Here is an 18,903-nt window from a genome sequence, read left to right on the forward strand (position 1 = left end):
CTAATGAACCGAGCGGCTTAACCTTACAACGCCGAAGGGGTTTTGGTGTCAGAAGACAGCAAACAGCAGTCGGAAGACAGAAGAGAGACAGATTTCAGCTTGTTCAGAGATTGGTTCCAATGGTTGTGTTGACGGAGAGTCAGACAAGGGTTGGAATAAAACGGAATATGCCTGGCGGCGATAGCGCGGCGGTCCCACCTGACCCCATGCCGAACTCAGCAGTGAAACGCCGTAGCGCCGATGGTAGTGTGGGGTCTCCCCATGTGAGAGTAGGACACTGCCAGGCTTTAAATACAGTGGAAACCCTCAGCGCAAGCTGGGGGTTTTTGCGTTTTTAAGACATACGACAGTCGCTTTGGCTCCATAAACGTTATAATACTTGTCGAAATTTGCTTTTGTTGACCGTACTCTTATCCCTGCGTTTTTACCATCTGCGGCTGGTAGATTCCCTTGTGAGCCATTCCTGCGGTTGCTCTGTGGCTATGTTGTCCTCGATACTTTGCATCCCAAAATTACTTTAATACATGGCCGATTTATAAAATAATTTTGTTTCTTTATTAGAATATATTGTTTTTATATTTATAGTTTTGAAATTGAATTGTTTATATATTACGTCATTTTATATTAAATTATCCAATATTTAACAATAATATTATTGAATTTTAAATAATTTATTTTAAATATTTAAGTAATGTCAGTTAGTTTTCTTTTGTTTTAAAAATAAAATTGAAATTATTTCACTTTAATAATATTAAAAATTATTAATTATTTATATATTGAATATCGAAATATGACCAAAAATGAAATAATTTCAGCTTACTTGTAAAGTCTCGACATTCTGTTAATACTTAGTTAGATTTAGCTGTCTGGAAGTCTAAACGTGTAAATGGATAAAAAATCGAGGTCATAGCATGCCAATTTGTATACCGGATGAATTACCCGCAGTGAATTTTTTACGAAATGAGAATGTGTTCGTAATGACGTCTACTCGTGCGAATATTCAAAATATACGTCCATTAAAGGTATTGCTGCTAAACCTGATGCCAAAGAAAATTGAGACTGAAAATCAATTTCTAAGATTATTATCCAACACGCCTTTACAGGTAGATATCCAGTTATTGAGAGTGGATAACCGGAAGTGCAGGAATACGCCCGCTGAGCATTTGAATAACTTTTATTGTGATTTTGAGCAGATAAAACACCAAAATTTTGATGGCTTAATTGTTACTGGTGCGCCATTAGGATTAGTTGAATTCGAAGATGTGGCATATTGGGAGCAGATAGAGAGAATCATTCGTTGGGCGAAGGAACATGTCACTTCTACTCTATTTATTTGTTGGGCTGTGCAAGCAGCTTTGAATATTTTGTACGGCTTACCGAAGCTTACCAGAGAAGTAAAACTATCAGGTATTTATTATCACTCTACTTTGGAGCCTTTGGCATTATTGACTCGCGGTTTTGATGAATCTTTTTTTGCTCCTCATTCTCGCTACGCAGATTTTCCTGAGCAGGTTATTCGTGAGCATACTGACCTGGATATTCTTTGCAATTCTGAGGATGCGGGGGTGTATTTACTGGCGAGTAAAGATAAACGTATGGTGTTTGTAACCGGTCATCCTGAATATGATGCCGGAACGCTGGCGAGTGAATATTTACGCGATTTAGCAGCAGGTTTGGAGCCAAAGATCCCAATAAATTATTTTCCAGATAATAATCCAGAAAGAAAACCACTGGCATCATGGCGTAGTCACGGGCATTTATTATTTTCCAACTGGCTAAATTATTATGTATACCAGATCACGCCATATGATCTTACCTACATGAATCCAACACTGGATTAATATCTTTATAAATGGCTGAAATTCAGCCATTTAACCCGTCTGATTTTTTCTGATCTCCTGTCATTAGTACCTATCAAAATATCGCACTTTTTGTAGTTTATCTTATATAACAAAAACTTAATCAAATGATCTTATGATTTATGGAATCAATTTCTCTAATTTAAAATAGGTAATTATCTATATAACTAATTGTTTTTTATTGGATAAAAATAAATTTTTAAAAAAATGGAAATCGTTTTTGATTTATTTTAAATATCTATTACTCTTATTCAAGTGTGCTTTAAAATGAGGATAGATGAATGACGCAGCAAACTTTAGCGACTGAATTATCGTTTATTAAACGATTTGGAGCGGCAGAGCAGGAGATTTTGATACCTGAGGCGGTAGATTTTCTGAAAGATCTGGTTGTTCGGTTTACTGATGCACGGAAAAAATTGTTAGTCGATCGGGATATTTGGCAAAAGAAAATTGATGATGGTGAATTGCCTGATTTTATTTCGGAAACAAGTTCCATTCGTGAAAGTGAGTGGGAAATTCAAAATATTCCGGCGGATCTCCGTGATCGCAGAGTAGAAATCACTGGACCAGTAGAACGGAAAATGGTTATCAACGCCTTAAATGCTAACGTAAAAGTTTTCATGGCGGATTTCGAAGATTCCTTAGCACCGGCTTGGGATAAGGTGATTGAAGGGCAAATCAACCTGCGTGATGCGGTTAATGGCACAATTTCTTACGTTAATGAGCAGGGTAAACAGTACCAATTGCAACCTGACCCGGCTGTTCTGATCGTACGGGTAAGAGGGCTTCATTTACCGGAAAAACATGTTCTTTATCAGCATGAGCCAATCGCCGGTGGATTGTTTGATTTTGCGCTCTATTTTTACCACAACCTTAAACAATTGCTGGCAAAGGGGAGCGGCCCCTATTTCTACTTACCAAAAATTCAGTCTTACCATGAAGCTCAGTGGTGGAGTGATGTATTCAGTTTTGCCGAAGATCGTTTTGAATTACCGAGGGGCACAATCAAAGCAACGGTATTGATTGAAACTCTGCCTGCTGTATTTCAGATGGATGAGATTCTTTATCATCTTCGGCATCATATTGTTGGCCTTAATTGCGGCCGTTGGGATTACATTTTCAGCTACATTAAGACACTGAAAAATCATAGTGATCGGGTTTTGCCTGATCGTCAATCTGTCACGATGGATCAACCTTTCCTCAATGCTTATTCCCGTCTGTTGATTAAAACCTGCCATAAGCGCGGAGCATTTGCGATGGGGGGAATGGCTGCTTTTATCCCCAGTAAAGATATTGAACGCAACAACTGGGTACTAGATAAAGTCCGGGCGGATAAAGAGCTGGAAGCACGTAATGGTCATGATGGTACATGGATTGCCCATCCAGGTCTTGCCGACACGGTGATGGAGGTTTTCGATAAGGTCTTGGCAGAACGGCAAAACCAGTTAGATATCTTCCGTGAAGAAGATGCACCGATTACCGCGGTTAAATTGCTGGAACCTTGCCCAGGCGATCGTACTGAAGAAGGTATGCGGGCCAATATCCGTGTAGCGGTTCAATACATTGAAGCGTGGATTTCAGGAAATGGATGCGTTCCTATCTATGGTTTGATGGAAGATGCTGCGACAGCCGAAATTTCCCGGACATCTATTTGGCAGTGGATTCACCACGAAAAGTCATTATCCAACGGTAAAAAAGTGACAAAAAGTTTGTTCAGTCAGATGTTGGCAGAGGAAATGGAGGTTATTAAACAAGAGGTTGGAGAAACACGTTTCAGTCGAGGGCGATTTAGCGATGCGGCCAAGTTGATGGAGCGCATTACCACTCAGGACGAGTTGATAGATTTCCTGACGTTGCCGGGATATCAATTGCTTGATTAGAGCCAATTCCATTAGAAAAATTTAAGCAAAGAATAATAACAAAACACCATTATCCGATTAATTTAACTAAAGGTAGGAAGTAGAAGTTATGACAATCTCCAGAACTCAACAAATCGCTCAACTGGAACAAGAATGGAAAAGTGACCGTTGGAATGGAATTATTCGCCCGTACAGTGCGGAAGATGTAGTTAAATTGCGTGGTTCGGTTAATCCAGAACATACATTAGCACAGCTTGGCGCTAAAAAGCTGTGGGAACTGCTACATGGCAAAGCAAAGAAAGGCTATGTCAACTCATTAGGCGCATTGACTGGTGGGCAGGCATTACAGCAGGCAAAAGCGGGTATTGAGGCGATTTATCTTTCTGGTTGGCAGGTTGCGGCTGATGCTAACACGGCATCCAGTATGTATCCTGATCAGTCCCTGTATCCGGTGGATTCAGTCCCGGCGGTGGTAAAACGTATTAACAACAGTTTCCGTCGGGCAGATCAAATTCAGTGGGCAAATGGTATTGATGCTGATAATCAGGAATATATTGATTATTTTCTGCCAATTGTGGCGGATGCGGAAGCAGGATTTGGTGGTGTTCTGAATGCTTTTGAATTGATGAAAGCCATGATTGAAGCGGGTGCTGCGGCTGTTCACTTTGAAGATCAACTTGCTGCGGTGAAAAAATGTGGTCACATGGGCGGTAAAGTTCTGGTTCCGACACAAGAGGCTATTCAAAAATTGGTCGCTGCGCGTTTGGCGGCGGATGTTTCTGGCGTGCCTACCCTGTTGATTGCTCGTACGGATGCTGATGCAGCCGATCTGTTAACTTCTGACAGTGACGCTTATGACAGTGAATTCATTACTGGCGAGCGGACTTTTGAAGGGTTCTTCCGCACCAGGGCGGGGATCGATCAAGCGATTAGTCGTGGTTTGGCTTATGCGCCGTATGCTGACTTGATATGGTGTGAAACATCAACGCCTGATATTGAAATGGCCCGTCGTTTTGCTGAGGCGATTCATGCTAAATATCCCGGTAAATTGCTAGCTTACAACTGTTCTCCATCGTTCAATTGGAAAAAGAATCTGGATGATAAGACGATTGCACGTTTCCAGGATGAACTGTCAGCAATGGGGTATAAATTCCAATTTATTACTCTGGCGGGTATCCACAGTATGTGGTTCAACATGTTTGACTTGGCGCATGCTTACGCGCAGGGTGAAGGCATGAAACATTATGTGGAGAAAGTACAGGAAAGAGAGTTTGGATCAATTAACCGTGGTTATACCTTCTCTTCTCATCAGCAGGAAGTTGGCACAGGTTATTTCGATAAAGTCACAACGATTATTCAAGGGGGAACATCGTCAGTAACCGCATTGACAGGTTCCACAGAAGAGCAGCAGTTCTGATTGTTCTATACCCTATGAATTTCAGCCTGCCTATTGCAGGCTGAATATATTAAGGAGTTGCGATGGGGATAGATTCGGCACATCTGATAGCGCAGACTATTTTACAGGGATTCGATGCACAATATGGCCGCTTTCTGGAAGTGACTTCCGGTGCGCAACAACGCTTTGAACGGGCGGATTGGCTCGCTGTTCAGCAAGCGATGAAAAAGCGCATCAATCTTTATGATCATCATGTTGGGTTGGTGGTTGAGCAGCTTAAATGCATACATGGCGCTTTCGGATATGATGAAGAGCACATTGGCAAAGTGAAAGTTGTTTATACCAGTTTATTGCCGGATTATCCCCGGTTTGAAATTGCTGAAAGTTTTTTTAATTCTGTTTATTGCCGTCTGTTTGAACATCGTAATCTGACACCGGATAAATTATTTATTTTTACCTCGCAGCCTGCCCGTAGGTTTCGGGATATTCCCCGTCCGTTGTCGCGTGATTTTTTCCCTAATGGCGATCTTGCCTCAATGTTACGGACAATCCTTAATGATCTGCCGCTACGTTTACCTTGGGAAAATTTAGAGAGAGATATTCATTATATTACGGACTGTCTACAACAAACATTTCCAGTCGAAGAATTATTACAGGCAACTTTCCAGATAGCTAATGAACTGTTTTATCGTAACAAAGCGGCTTGGTTGGTAGGTAAGATCCGCATGGGAAGTCAAGTTTACCCTTTCTTGTTGCCGATCCATCATAATGAATCTGGCGGGATATTTATCGATACCTGCCTGACTGATTATGCTGATGCCAGCATTGTATTTGGTTTCGCCCGTTCCTATTTTATGGTTTATGCGCCTTTGCCTGCGGCTTTAGTTGAGTGGTTGAGAGAAATTCTGCCCGCTAAGTCAACGTCTGAACTTTATATGGCAATTGGCTGCCAGAAGCATGGTAAAACCGAATATTACCGGGAATATCTGGCGTTTATTACCTTCTGCAAAGAGAAATTTATGATTGCTCCCGGTGTTAAAGGGATGGTGATGTTGGTATTCACTTCGCCTTCATTTGATAGAGTCTTTAAGGTGATTAAAGATAGATTTGCGCCGCAGAAAGAGGTGACGCAGGAGCGGGTACAGGAGTGTTACCGTCTGGTCAAGGAACATGATCGGGTGGGGAGAATGGCCGACACGCAGGAATTTGAAAATTTTGTTATTGATAAAGCCCGCATTAGTCCTGAACTAATGGAAGAGTTGCAGAAAGAAGTGCCGGAAAAGCTAGAAGATTTGGGTGATAAAATCCTGATTAAACATCTGTATATGGAACGGCGGATGACACCGTTAAATATCTATATGGAACAGGTAGAAGAGCAGAAGCTGAAAGATGCTATCGAAGAGTACGGCAATGCAATTAAACAACTTGCAGCGGCGAATATTTTCCCTGGAGATATGCTGTTTAAAAACTTTGGTGTAACGCGACATGGACGAGTGGTGTTCTACGACTATGATGAAATCTGTTATATGACAGAGGTTAATTTCCGGGATATACCGCCACCGCGTTATCCAGAAGATGAACTTGCTGGTGAACCGTGGTACAGCGTGGCGGCAAATGATGTTTTTCCTGAGGAATTCCGACATTTTCTTTGTACTGACAATCATATTCGTCGCTATTTTGAAGAGATGCATAGTGATTTATTTAAAGCAGACTACTGGCGGGCGTTACAAGAACGGATTAGAAATGGTCATGTGGAAGATGTGTTTGCCTATCGTCGAAAACAGCGATTCAGTCAGCGTACTGAAATAGAAATTGACTCTATTGTTAAAGTTTCAGCCTGATTTTATTGGGAATTGGCGATTGCTGTTGTCAATCGCCATTTTCACCAATAGCTAATATTATTATCCTCATTAAATTATTTCTTTAAATTAAATATAAATTAATCCCTATTTGTTCTTGTGTGGGGTATGAATATTCCTAATAAAAATAAACTTGGGATTCAATATGAAATATATTTCTTATTATGAAGGCATAACTGGAATGTGAATTAAAAACATATATTTAATGATTTCTTTAAGAAATAAAAATAGATCCACTTATTTGTGGAAGTTCTATAATTTTATAGAGTTTGGGAATCAAGGATTTTTAGCCACGGCTAGCGGTTGTAAAAATAATTGATATTTTTGACTCTAAATTAAATACATGAAAATTCTCATATAACATACATATAACTTCGCGAAAGTATTTAAGGATATAATAATGGCTAGTGTAATTTTATACGGTGATAAAATTCATATTAAAAACAACTATAATAATGGAAATGGTGGTTATCTGGACACTAATGGTCATGCAACCGCGCAAGGCGCAAAATATAATGTATACACGGCTACTTCGCCGAACCGCGCTCCGGGTACAGGTACGGGAACATGGCAAATTTTGTCTGCGAGCGGAAAAGCCGTAGGAACAGAGGTTTATAGTGGTGATACGGTGTTTCTTTTCAATCTTTACCAAAATAATGGGGGATATCTCGGCACTAATGGTCATGCGCCGTCACCTGAACTCTACAATGTTTATACGGCGGATAAAGTTGCACGTCCGGTAGAGACCCTGACATGGTATATTTTTTCAGATACAACCAATGGATATGATGGCAAAGTTCGTGAAGGTGATGTTATCCGTTTTCTTAATGGTTATAATAATGTACGTGGAGGATTTCTTGATACTTGCTTCAATGCTGGTATTCCTGGTGCAGTGTATAAGGTATATACTTCACTGCTTTCAAATCGAGGTAATGGAACAGGTACTTGGAATTTATCAAAAGCATGATTCTAATTGGTTAATGCTCTATTAATTCATCTTGCTGTTATGTAAGGGGCCGGAAGTATAATTTCGGACCCTTTTTCTCATTTGTTATTGATATTATTTCCAAATTGGTTAAATAGTTTAGTTATTATTTTGTTATATTGTCGATAATATTTTCAGAGGGATGATAAATTAAGTTGAATTTATTGGTCTGAAAAGACAGGGCACGAAAAAATCAATGCCCTGAGAATCATATGATAATTTAAGAAAAAGAATTAACGAATCCCGCCATATTCTTTACTGATCTCTTTTGCTGCCCGGATCACCAAAGCACCAAGTTCAGTGATTCGATCATCAGTGATCCGTGAGACTGGGCCGGAAATGGAAATAGCCGCAAAGGCTTGGTGATGCTCATCATAAATACAGGCAGCAATACAGCGCAGACCTAAAGCATGCTCTTCATCATCGAACGAATACCCTTGTTTACGTGCTTGTTCCAGATTTTCTTTTAAACTCGAAGGGGCTGTCTTGGTATGCTGCGTGTAAGAATGAAGTCCTTTCTTATGTAGTAATTGAACCAGTTGGTTATCTGACAATGTTGAAAGGAAGGCTTTTCCCGCCCCGGAAGCATGCATCGGCAATTTACCTCCGATAGGGGCGGACATTCTCATCAATGCATTACACTGTACCTGATCGACAATAACCGCTTCATATTCACTGTGATCAAGAATCGCTAAATTAACCGTTTCACCGGAATCTTCCATCAAGCGGCGGAGAATCGGGTGAATGAGTGCCAATAAATTTCGGCTCTGTAAGAAACTGCTGCCGACAATAAAAGTGTGTGAACCAATAACCCATAACCCTAAATCGCCAATCTGACGGACAAAACCGTGCTGTTGTAAAGTGGTCAAAAGGCGGTGAGTGGTGGAATTTGGTAATCCGGCTTGTTGGGCTAAATCAGTCAAGGCGATACCTCCGGGTGACTCGGAAATATATTCCAAAAGCGTCAGGCCGCGACTTAATGACTGTACTTGCCCGTTAGCAACAGCATTATTCGCCGTAATCTTAGTTTTTTTTGTTTTTTTACTGGTAACGGCAGTGCTCATCGAAATACCCTCTGAATAATAAGATGGAATTCATTTTCATTTCTCATTATGGACGATAAACCTGAAAAACACTCATCCGATGTGTGGAAAATGCTACCTATCATTGAGATTTGAAGAAATCTCAAAATCTTGCCTAGAATCGTTATGATAGTTAATTCACTGTAAATATACAATATTATTAATATGGTAATGGTTTACTATCTATAAATATGACGAGCTGATATTGTTGGTTAGGCACGATATAAACTGCTAAAGTTTGCGAATACTTTCTATATATAAACTGGAATTCCTGTTACTCAGGTAATCTTTGTAGAATGGAATAAGCGATCTTTTTAGGAATTAGCTAATGATATTAGTCGTATTTAAGCAGGAAGAATGTGTGAATAATACCTTGGGGAATTTATAGGTAATATATTTTTTATCTAACTATTTTTTGATTATATAATTATAAAAGAGCGTCTGTTATTGTTAAAAATAATGTTTTATATTGGTTTAAATTATTCATAATTATTCTAATTAATTTTTTATATTTTTATTTGAATTATAAAAACATGGGAAAATATTATTAGTTATATCAATGATAATATTTTTTTACTATTTTTCCTGAATGGGAGAGTTTAATGAAACGCATTTTTTTGATTATCTGTTTTCTAACAACTTTAATTGTTGCGATTATTCAGGGTATCGGTTTGGTGCTTCCTGATAAAGTCCCTGTTGAATATTTCAAAGAGAGTGGGTTTAAGAATGTGATGAGAACACTTGGTGTTATTGCTGCGGAACCTCATCCTGCGGCTTCGACACGGCAAGCGTTAATTCGGGCTTACCTGATTAACGAAATGAATAATATGGGATATAACGTTACTGAACAGACATTTCATTACTCGGCGGATGATTTGGCCTCTCGGCAGAAGAGAATATATTCAAGCTTCAATAGCCAACAACGTCGAGCTTTTGATAAAGAGTTTGCCAGGATAAATACAGGCAATTTTGCGAAACAAATGGAGGATCAATCGGAATTAACTGGAACGAATCTTATCGCAAAGTTGGAGGTTCCTTCGCCAAAAGGAACCTTATTATTCGTTTCGCATTATGACAGTGTTAGAACTGCGCCAGGAGCCAGCGATAATGGTATGGCTGTCGCTTCGGTACTCCAGTTAATGCGGGATCTTGCTGAAAGAGAAGATATAAAAAACAACGTTATATTCTTATTCTCTGATGCTGAAGAGTTGGGATTACTCGGCGCTCATCACTTTGTTAGGAATATTAATGAGATTGCTACTCAGCCAGTAGATGTTGTTTTTAATTTTGATGCTCGAGGGAATAATGGCGTGCCACTCTTATTTGAGACATCGGCAAAAAATCTTGCGCTTGTTTCAGAATGGAATCGGAACGCTTATAAGCCGGTAGCTTTTTCATTTAGCTCCATCGTGTACCAAATGTTGCAGAATAATACAGATTTTAGCGTCTTTCTGGATAGAAGGTTTACTGGAATGAATTTTGCTACCATCTTGGGTTACGAGCATTACCACCGTATGAGTGATACTGTTGAGAATCTTAACCTTGGAACTTTGTGGCGATATCAGCGAACGGTTCGGGATTTGGGAGTGCATTTTGCGGTAAAAGATGAGATTAACATATTTAAAGAAAGTGTAGATGCAGTTTACTTTCCTGTACCCTATATTGGGCTGATTATCATGTCTGTATTTACCGCTTTCGTTACAGGTATTTTAACATTTTTATTCTCTATCTCATTAGCGATAAGAAATATATGGTTTTCATCTTCATCCCGAACGGTATCAAATATTCGGAGCATGTTAAGGATGGTTGCTGGATTACTTAGCCTTATCGTCGCATTAATTTTACCTACTGCATCTTATCTTGTCACATTACCTGTTTTGTTGTTTTTATTAACGGATTTGATGTTGCGGGAGTTCAATAAATTTAGCGTTGCATTGATTTTATTAATTATCTGTACCTATATTACATCTATTCTCTATGTTCCGATTATATACCTTGTTTCTATTGGATTGCAGGCTCCTATAGTGGGCGGTATTCTCGCCCTGCTGCCAATACTTATTTTAGGGGCTGGTATAGTCAGTCTTTGGAAACGAATAACTTAATTCTATAAAATTAGTCATTATAATTAAAACTAATATAAAACCAGTCATTGAGTAAAAGAATAGAATGGCTGGTTAATTTCGTTAATTAAATAGTGGTAATGATATAATTAATGAACATTAATTATATCATCATGTAAAATATAGATAAAAATAATATAAATTAACTTATTAAAGTAATGTTAGGAAATAATTTTTCGAATATATTTTTGAATTGATTCATCAATAAATTTCATTGTTCTTATGTATTCTTTAAACTAAGATTATCTCTTCTTACTATTAACTGTTTGTGATTTTATGTGGTTATAGCTTTCTATCAATATTGTTTCATATAGATTCAATACATTTAAAATTGATATTTTATTATTGATTAATAACTTATTTATTAATATTTAAATGGTATGATTTACATTTAAAACTAAATTTTTTGATGTGTAAAATAATTTTTCCAGCAAATAATTTATAAAATAATATATGTTCCTTGATTTATCTATAGCCTATTACTAAGAAAGTATAAGGGGATTTTGTATTGGTTAATAACAAATTAAAAAATCACTAGTAGCTTGGCGAGATGGACAACTATTTGACACCGATCGCATTTAAAATATAAATTTTTTGGCGAGTTTATCGCCGATGCAAGTCACTGGAGCGTGATGTAGTTGTTGAGAGCATATAGATATGAAAAATAATATTAACAGTAATTATTTTAAAGTGGCGGGCCATTTTCTCTGTAATTATAAAGTTTATCGGGGAGATAGTAATGGCAGAGTTATTATATTGCTACCTGCTATTGGTGTGGAAATCAGGAAATATGAAACTTTAATACAACAACTGGTAAGAGAGGGTTTTCAGGTTGTCACTGCTGATATGCCAGGCTATGGAGACAGCCAACCTAAACCAAGTCGGAAAAATGACTATGGCTATTCCGATCTGTTGCGGGATTATCTGCCGGCAATGTTAGACAAGGCTACTGAATTAAATAGCAATAAAATTCCTATTGTTTTTGGTCACAGTCTTGGGGGGCATATTGCGACGCTCTTTGCCTGCTCAACTGACAGGCCATTTTCTCTGTTTTGTGTAGCAACCGGGAACGTATGGTATAAGAATTGGCAGGGAATGGGGAGGGTACAGATAATAACAGCAGCTATTATTTTTAATGTTCTGACTGCGTTATATGGCTATCTCCCTGGGAAAAAGATTGGTTTTGGCATAAGAGAAGCTAAAGGATTAATGCGGGATTGGGCCAGAACTGCTTGTACGGGAAATTATGATCATGTCCGTGCTTATAAGGGTAAGGAGAATAAAAATTTATTCAAGGCTGTTTATATCTGTTTTAAAGGAGATAATTGGGCTCCGTTAAAGTCCACTCAAGTACTAGCAAGTCTTATACCTAACGCAGAAGTTAGGGAAATAACGTTATCTTTCAAAGGTAATCCTCATAGCGCCTGGATTAAACAGCCAGGAGATCTTATTGCAATCATGAAAAGAGAAATAATGGAGAATAGAGATGATTAATACATTGAAAATTCTGCGTTGGGAATTTCTAGGATTGTTTTTTATCAGTTTATTTCTGACCTGGCAGCTTGAAAGTTATATAAATTGGTGGCAATTTATTTTGTTGTTTTTTCTGATTGATATTATTGGTTATTACCCAGGGCGGATCTGGAGTTTGTTGAATAAAAAAGAAACTCCACCTTCAGCTTTTTATACCATTTATAATATCTGCCACAATTTATTCACACTCAGTGTGATTAGTTTGCTTTGGATCTGGTTCTTTAAGGACAATTACAGCGTTATTGCACTGTTTGTCCATATCTGCCTGGATCGTGGTGTTTTGGGAAATTTCCCTAAGTTATCTATTAATATATTTAAACAACCCACTGTTCATTGAAATAAATCACTGTAGAGAGATAATTTACTTGGAGGGGCATTTATTTATGAGTTTAATTAAACAGGCATCCGAAATAGAAATGCAGGCAAAAGATTGGGGCTTGGATGAGTGGTTCACTGAACAGATAAGTGTTGAACAAAGAAAAAGAAGCCATTATGCCAATGATCCTAAATTAACCTATTTGCCGGGTGATTTACGGGAGTCTCTGATCCGGGAGCTTTCTTTTAAATCGATTTCGGAATATGAAGCAACGAAAGCGTTATTGTTACTTGCAGATAAGGCACCTGACAATATCAACTTCGATTATATGCTGACTCAGATATTTGATGAAGGCAGGCATGCTAAATTATTCAGAGAACATCTGGTCAGAATAGGCTTTGCGAATATCGACAATGTGGCCGGAAAGATGGAAAGCCTCTTACGAGGAAAAATGACTAATATGTTGGAGACATTGAGAACCTATTTCGACAAATGGGTAGTGTTGAAAAATGATTATATTGCAGGTGTGTTGATTCTTACTGTCGTTTTGGAAGGCGTACTTGCGCCAACTTCGGAACTCAGCGAAATCAAGTGGCGTCCCTTTGATATTACAGCGGCTGAGACACAGGCCAGAGCGAATGCTGATGAATTAAGACATCTGACGGTGTGTGCGAATATCGTCAAGATGGCGCTTGAAAATGATAATTCTCTAAAGCCATCGGCTCTTGAGTGTATAGAAGAAGGATTGGCGTTATGGAACCAGGTATCTGTTGATGACTTGTTTGTGGAGCGTGAAATGTTCTATCAACGGGGTATGCAGAACCATTTGCGCTTGATTGAAGGTTATGAATTAGCGCCTGGGATGCTGTTGTCCGATTCTACGGTGGAATCTCGCCTTGAACTATCTCATTCTTTGGTTGAACAGATGCAGCAGTCGCGCCTTAAATACATGGGCTTAGCGTAGATATTGGCCTTATTCAGCAGGTTGTTTGAATAGGCAAAGGAGAATTAAAAATGACAAATATTGTTGAAGAACTCAGGAAGAATAGCGGGAAATACCAACATTTGACACCAGATAGATTGAAAAGATTGTTATTGGGTTCTGAGGCCGCCTCACAATGCCTGCGTTTGATGGCTCAATCCAGTATGGATGGGCTTCATCAAGTGGGTAATACTATCCGTGAAGCTTCTGCGTGGCTTCCCGCTGTTGGGATTGCCTTAACAATGCATAATCATATTGTACTGGCTTGCAGTAAGTTTCCTGATATATTCGAAGACAGCAACGTATTATTGAATGAAGTTATGGCATCAAAAGCGTTGGTTGCTTCTGCTTTTGCAGAAGGACTACCTGGAATGAATATTTTTACACCATCACTTAAAATGCATTCAAAAGAGGGAAAGCTGTTTGTTAATGGTTCGAAGAAACCTTGTTCTCTATCTTCGATTGCTGACTATTATGTGTTATCAGTCTGCGATACCGATAATGACGATGAGATGAGAGTTGTGCTGATTTCTAAATCGGCGCAGAACTCTAAGGTTATTCCTTTTTGGAAATTGGGAATTTTGACTGAAAGTGATAATCAAGAAATCAAATTCTTGGATGCCGAAGTATCGCCTAAACGACTTTCCCATTATAAGGGGATTGAACAACAGATGGTGCTTTCCTGCGGTTTATCACTATTTAATTATTTTGCTGCTAATACTTATTCTGGAATTCTTGATGGACTTACTCGATTTATTCCTGAGAAGGTAGTAGAACAGCAGCCAATTAAATATACCCTGACTCAAGCTGATTATAAGATTAATGTTATTCTCGGTCAGATGTTGATTATTGCCTTTTATGCTAGCCAGGATGAAAATGCCGTCCACAAGATTCTCGCGTTACGTTATACCTTGGAAAAGATCCTTGAGGAAACTGCCGGTTTCATATTCCGATGTTGCGGTGGAATTAAGGTAATGACAACACCAGAAATTATGAATTTCTATTTGGCAGTACAGTTATTCAAATTTCATCCGATAGGAGAATTCCAAATGATTAACCAGATCATACAACAAGCTTAATTACTTTTAGAATCACCTATTTATAACTCAAGGATTTTTCCATGCTGTTTACAGCATGACTTTGTACACCTAAGAAAAGAGAGAGAACTATGTTTGTTAATCAATATCGTGAGAATTTATTAAACTCTGTGGGCCTTGAGCTGGATATTAAGTTTGCCGAAGATAACCGGCTTACATTATCGGATGGCCGGGTTGTTAAGGATTTTTTGGCTCAATATGGCGCACTGCCATTTGGGCATAATCCTGATTTCGCTATCGCTGAAATTAATAGATTCACTGAAAATAAAGAACCTATCTTCTTTCAGCCCAATATTCATAAAAAGGTACGGCTATTAGCTGAAATGCTTGCAGAGCAAATAGATAAAGAAAAATATACCCACTGTACATTTACTAACAGCGGCGCTGAAACAGTAGAAGCTGCGATTAAATTTACCCGTTTGTTTACTGGCAGAAAGCGTATTTTAAGTTTGCATCGCAGCTTTCACGGTAAAACCTATTCGGCATTATCCGCTACAGGATCACATCGGTTTAAAGCTGATTTCATTTACGATGATAAATTATATGAGCAGGTTGATAGTGAAGATTTGGATGAAATAAAAAGAAAGCTGGAGAGCCGGGAATTTGCCGCATTTATCATCGAACCGGTGCAAGGAGAAGGCGGAATGAAAGTCATTCCACCAGATACCTTGTCCAATATTTTGGCACTGTGTAAAGGGAATGGCACATTGTCGGTGTTTGATGAAGTTCAGACGGGTATTGGTAGGCTTGGGTCATTCTGTGCAGCCACGCTCTATGCTTTGAAACCGGATGTGATCCTGTTTTCCAAGGCGTTAGGAGCAGGTATCTCGCCGATTGGCGCGATGTTGTATTCACATGAGCTTTATTTATCCGAGTTTGACAGGAAACATAGCTCTACTTTTGCCAATAACGTTCTGGCGGCGACGATGGGGATTGCTGTTATCGAGCATCTGACTAAAGATGATGGTAAAGCGTTAACCCATATTCAAGAAGTCAGCCGTTATGTTGATGAATGTCTTGAACAATTGTCTGCTAAATACCCAGAGCATTTTTACTGGCAAGGGGCTGGATTGATGCGTGGTCTTGAAATACAGGACAGCAAAGCGGCTTCCAATATCTTTATCAATTTCAGTCAAAGAAGCGGTGGTCTGGCTTATATCATTTGTAGTTTCTTATTGAAATATTATGGCCTTTTCACCATGCCGTTAATGTCTCGCCCTTGTTCTGTACGTTTTGAACCACCACTTAACGTTTCCAAAGAGGATATCAAGACGTTTTTCACGGCTTTTGATGAGGTATGTCAACTGGTTCAGAATGGACGATATGACATTCTTTTTTCACACTTGATAGACATACCTGTTGCGAATCTCCCGCCGCCTTCGGTGAGTTATCCAATTTCAAGAAACAATAATATTGCTCAGATTAAAGCGCCTGTCTCTGGATTGGTGGAGGGTAAGAAATTCGCTTTCTTGATGCATACTACTTCGGTCAATGAGCTTGCTCACACTTATTGTCTGTCAATAAAGGAGAATTACACGCTGGAGCAGCAGAAACAGCTCAGTGACTGGATCATGCAGGTTTCCTCGATTGATTTTAATCCTGATGTCGCTATTGAGTTTGGTGTCGAAAGTTCAGCGGCATATGCGAATGGTATGCTCCTTTTCTCACCTATCAGTCCCGAAGATATGATGGCATTATCGGCGAAAGAACGGGCGGTATTGATGAAGGAATATCTTGATGTAGCGGAGAGAAATGGCGCTGAAATTGTTGGTTTAGGAGCTTACACCTCGGTTATTACTAACGGTGGTCATAGTTTGGTGAATAATCGGCAGGGCAGGATATTGACTAATGGCAACTCTCTGACCGCGGTGGCGGTGATTGAGGGGATACGCTCAATGTTGACGGAAAATGCATCTCAGCAAACCTTGGCGGTAGTGGGCGCCAGAGGCTCGGTAGGCAGGCTTTCAGTCACGGGTTTAGCCCATAACTTTGGTCGGATTATTTTGGTTAGCCGTCCTAATAAAGCGCGCATCTTGCTCTCTGAACTGACCAAAGCGCTTCTTTCCGCAGTGTTAAGAACACATGATGTTATCCAGCCGGATTCGGTCATGGATAAGATGAGAAAATGGCTGTTTAAACAAAATCCGGGGGTGACAGATGCTCAAGTATTACATCAGCAAGTTCTTGAAGTCGTTGATACCTTTGGTTTGGAGGCGATAGAGAGTTATGAGCACTCCTTGAGTCAGGCGGATTTTATCGTTTCGGCAACGAGTGAAGGTAAGCCTTTCTTGAATACGCATTACTTAAAAGATTCCGCTATCGTTTTTGATGCGGCCAGACCTTTCGATTTCATTCGGGATGGCAATCATCAAATTTACGAGGGGGGATTGGTCTATCAGCCTGAGAAAGTGACCTATAGCGATAGCAACGTGATCGATGTACCTGCGGGGGTAAATCTTGCCTGCTTATCAGAAACTATCGCTGTGGCGCTTGAAGGGGTGAGTGTTCATCAAAGCATCGGTAAATCTATTGATTATAATGATGCATTGGCGATTCGGGATATCGCAAGGAAGCATGGGTTCATTCCTGTCCAGTATTCCCGAAATAATCAAGGTGAGCGTTATGAGCATGTTGCTTGATGCTCCTCAGATAATTGCCACCGGGAACGCTCAGGATGTTCTTGGCAACAGTCATCTCAGAAAAATGCTTTGCTATGCAAAGCACCCGTTGAGTAGTCTGTTGTTCAATAGTGAAACGTATTGGTTTACTAATCAAAAGGGGGCTATTGGTTTCTTTCAGGACAAAAATCTGCATATGTGTGTAGGTGGTATTTTGGCTCCTGGAGAAGAACGAGTTGCACTTTTGCACTCTTTTCTCAACTTCACCAAAGAAAAGCGGGCTTTCCCGGTTTTTCTGCACGGTGATGAGAGCGATTTTGTCTTGTTGAAAAATAATGGCTTTTCTGTGAACCAGCTTGGCGCGAGTTATTCATTGAGTCTTGATGGATATAATATGCAAGGCAAACGGTTTCAGCAGCTTAGAAATAAAATCAGTAAATCTAGAAGGGCGGGGATTTCCGTTCGAGAGATCTGCTCGCAAGAGGAATATTATCGATTTAAACCACAACTAGAACATATTAATCAGCTTTGGTTGAAAGAAAAACATGCGAAGGCCCTGAAAAAATTGGTGATTGATTTTAACACTGTAGAAGTGAGTTCAGGCGAGCACAGAGTCTATATTGCAACACAGGGAGAACAAATTCAGGCATATATTGTTTATAGCTACACTTGGGGGGAGACATCGGGATGGTTTCATAACCTATCTCGAAAAAAACCGGGTATAACCGACGGCACTATGCAATTTATTAATGAAACTGCGATTAATGACTTCCTGAAAGAGGGGGTAGTTTCCTACCTGCATTTGGGCTTCACCCCTTTGGTGGAGTTCGGCGAGGAGGGATACATTAATGATTCGGCGATCTTTTATAAAATTGCTAAATGGTTGTCATCAAAAGGCGGCATTGTTTATCCTGCGGCTTCGCAACGTCAATATAAAATGAGCTGGCGGCCGTCGTTAATTGAACCGGAATATATTGCTTTCCCCAGAGGAAAAGCTATGAAAGCATTATGGTCAACATTGCGAACGACTAATAGTATTTAACCTTTTCTTAATGTTAGGTAACAGGTGATCAGCCGGGGATAAAAATACTGCGCTGATCACCTGTCATAGGGTATAATTGCTTGCTTATTGATATGTTTTCTATGGTAAATCTATTTTACTGAGCGTCTATATTTGAAATTGCTTTTCTTTTTATT

General features: G+C 39.3%; 13 protein-coding genes and 1 rRNA gene. 13 read left to right on the top strand and 1 reads right to left on the bottom strand.

Annotated elements, in window-relative coordinates:
- The first annotated feature begins 170 nt into the window (after nt 1-170).
- The 6 genes from rrf (at nt 171) to Phpb_RS08315 (ending at nt 7,940) form a co-directional block, all read left to right on the top strand.
- Nucleotides 171-286, top strand: a 5S ribosomal RNA gene (gene rrf, locus Phpb_RS08290).
- A gap of 625 nt (nt 287-911) precedes the next feature.
- Nucleotides 912-1,841 (top strand): homoserine O-acetyltransferase MetA, encoded by a 930-nt coding sequence (gene metA, locus Phpb_RS08295; RefSeq protein ID WP_065389932.1) that lies wholly within the window; start codon nt 912-914, stop codon nt 1,839-1,841.
- 299 nt (nt 1,842-2,140) lie between these two features.
- Nucleotides 2,141-3,739 carry a malate synthase A gene (aceB, locus tag Phpb_RS08300; RefSeq protein WP_065389933.1) on the top strand — a complete coding sequence of 533 codons (1,599 nt, stop codon included), beginning with the start codon at nt 2,141-2,143 and terminating at the stop codon, nt 3,737-3,739.
- An 88-nt stretch (nt 3,740-3,827) separates the two neighbouring features.
- A complete protein-coding gene (gene aceA / locus Phpb_RS08305; protein WP_065389934.1) occupies nt 3,828-5,135 on the top strand; it encodes an isocitrate lyase in 1,308 nt (435 codons plus the stop codon).
- A gap of 62 nt (nt 5,136-5,197) precedes the next feature.
- Nucleotides 5,198-6,955 carry a bifunctional isocitrate dehydrogenase kinase/phosphatase gene (gene aceK, locus Phpb_RS08310; protein WP_065389935.1) on the top strand — a complete coding sequence of 586 codons (1,758 nt, stop codon included), beginning with the start codon at nt 5,198-5,200 and terminating at the stop codon, nt 6,953-6,955.
- Between the two features lie 418 nt (nt 6,956-7,373).
- The gene (locus Phpb_RS08315) at nt 7,374-7,940 is read left to right on the top strand and encodes a hypothetical protein (RefSeq protein ID WP_065389936.1); all 567 of its coding nucleotides are present in this window, start codon (nt 7,374-7,376) and stop codon (nt 7,938-7,940) included.
- A gap of 251 nt (nt 7,941-8,191) precedes the next feature.
- Here the strand turns inward: Phpb_RS08315 and iclR are convergent, their stop codons facing one another.
- Nucleotides 8,192-9,022 carry a glyoxylate bypass operon transcriptional repressor IclR gene (gene iclR, locus Phpb_RS08320; RefSeq protein ID WP_065389937.1) on the bottom strand — a complete coding sequence of 277 codons (831 nt, stop codon included), beginning with the start codon at nt 9,020-9,022 and terminating at the stop codon, nt 8,192-8,194.
- A 620-nt stretch (nt 9,023-9,642) separates the two neighbouring features.
- Between iclR and Phpb_RS08325 the strand changes: the two genes are divergently transcribed.
- The 7 genes from Phpb_RS08325 to Phpb_RS08355 all read left to right on the top strand — a co-directional run bounded on the left by Phpb_RS08325 (nt 9,643) and on the right by Phpb_RS08355 (nt 18,748).
- Complete coding sequence (locus Phpb_RS08325) at nt 9,643-11,142, top strand: M28 family metallopeptidase (protein ID WP_065389938.1); 1,500 nt, start codon at nt 9,643-9,645, stop codon at nt 11,140-11,142.
- Nucleotides 11,143-11,817: 675 nt separating this feature from the next.
- A complete protein-coding gene (locus Phpb_RS08330; RefSeq protein WP_065389939.1) occupies nt 11,818-12,654 on the top strand; it encodes an alpha/beta fold hydrolase in 837 nt (278 codons plus the stop codon).
- Nucleotides 12,647-13,030: a membrane protein gene (locus Phpb_RS08335; RefSeq protein WP_036778138.1), complete on the top strand. Its 384-nt coding sequence runs from the start codon at nt 12,647-12,649 to the stop codon at nt 13,028-13,030. Before Phpb_RS08330 ends, Phpb_RS08335 begins: the two co-directional genes overlap by 8 nt.
- Before the next feature lie 46 nt (nt 13,031-13,076).
- On the top strand, nt 13,077-13,973 hold the full coding sequence (locus Phpb_RS08340; protein ID WP_065389940.1) for a hypothetical protein: 897 nt from the start codon (nt 13,077-13,079) through the stop codon (nt 13,971-13,973).
- 50 nt (nt 13,974-14,023) lie between these two features.
- Nucleotides 14,024-15,070 carry a hypothetical protein gene (locus tag Phpb_RS08345; RefSeq protein WP_046396130.1) on the top strand — a complete coding sequence of 349 codons (1,047 nt, stop codon included), beginning with the start codon at nt 14,024-14,026 and terminating at the stop codon, nt 15,068-15,070.
- A gap of 89 nt (nt 15,071-15,159) precedes the next feature.
- Nucleotides 15,160-17,727, top strand: coding sequence for an aminotransferase class III-fold pyridoxal phosphate-dependent enzyme (locus Phpb_RS08350; RefSeq protein WP_065389941.1), 2,568 nt, complete (start codon nt 15,160-15,162; stop codon nt 17,725-17,727).
- Nucleotides 17,711-18,748 (top strand): DUF2156 domain-containing protein, encoded by a 1,038-nt coding sequence (locus Phpb_RS08355; RefSeq protein ID WP_065389942.1) that lies wholly within the window; start codon nt 17,711-17,713, stop codon nt 18,746-18,748. Before Phpb_RS08350 ends, Phpb_RS08355 begins: the two co-directional genes overlap by 17 nt.
- Nucleotides 18,749-18,903: the final 155 nt, after the last annotated feature.

The sequence above is a fragment of the Photorhabdus namnaonensis genome (assembly GCF_001684335.1).
GTDB classification, from domain to species: Bacteria; Pseudomonadota; Gammaproteobacteria; order Enterobacterales; family Enterobacteriaceae; genus Photorhabdus; species Photorhabdus namnaonensis.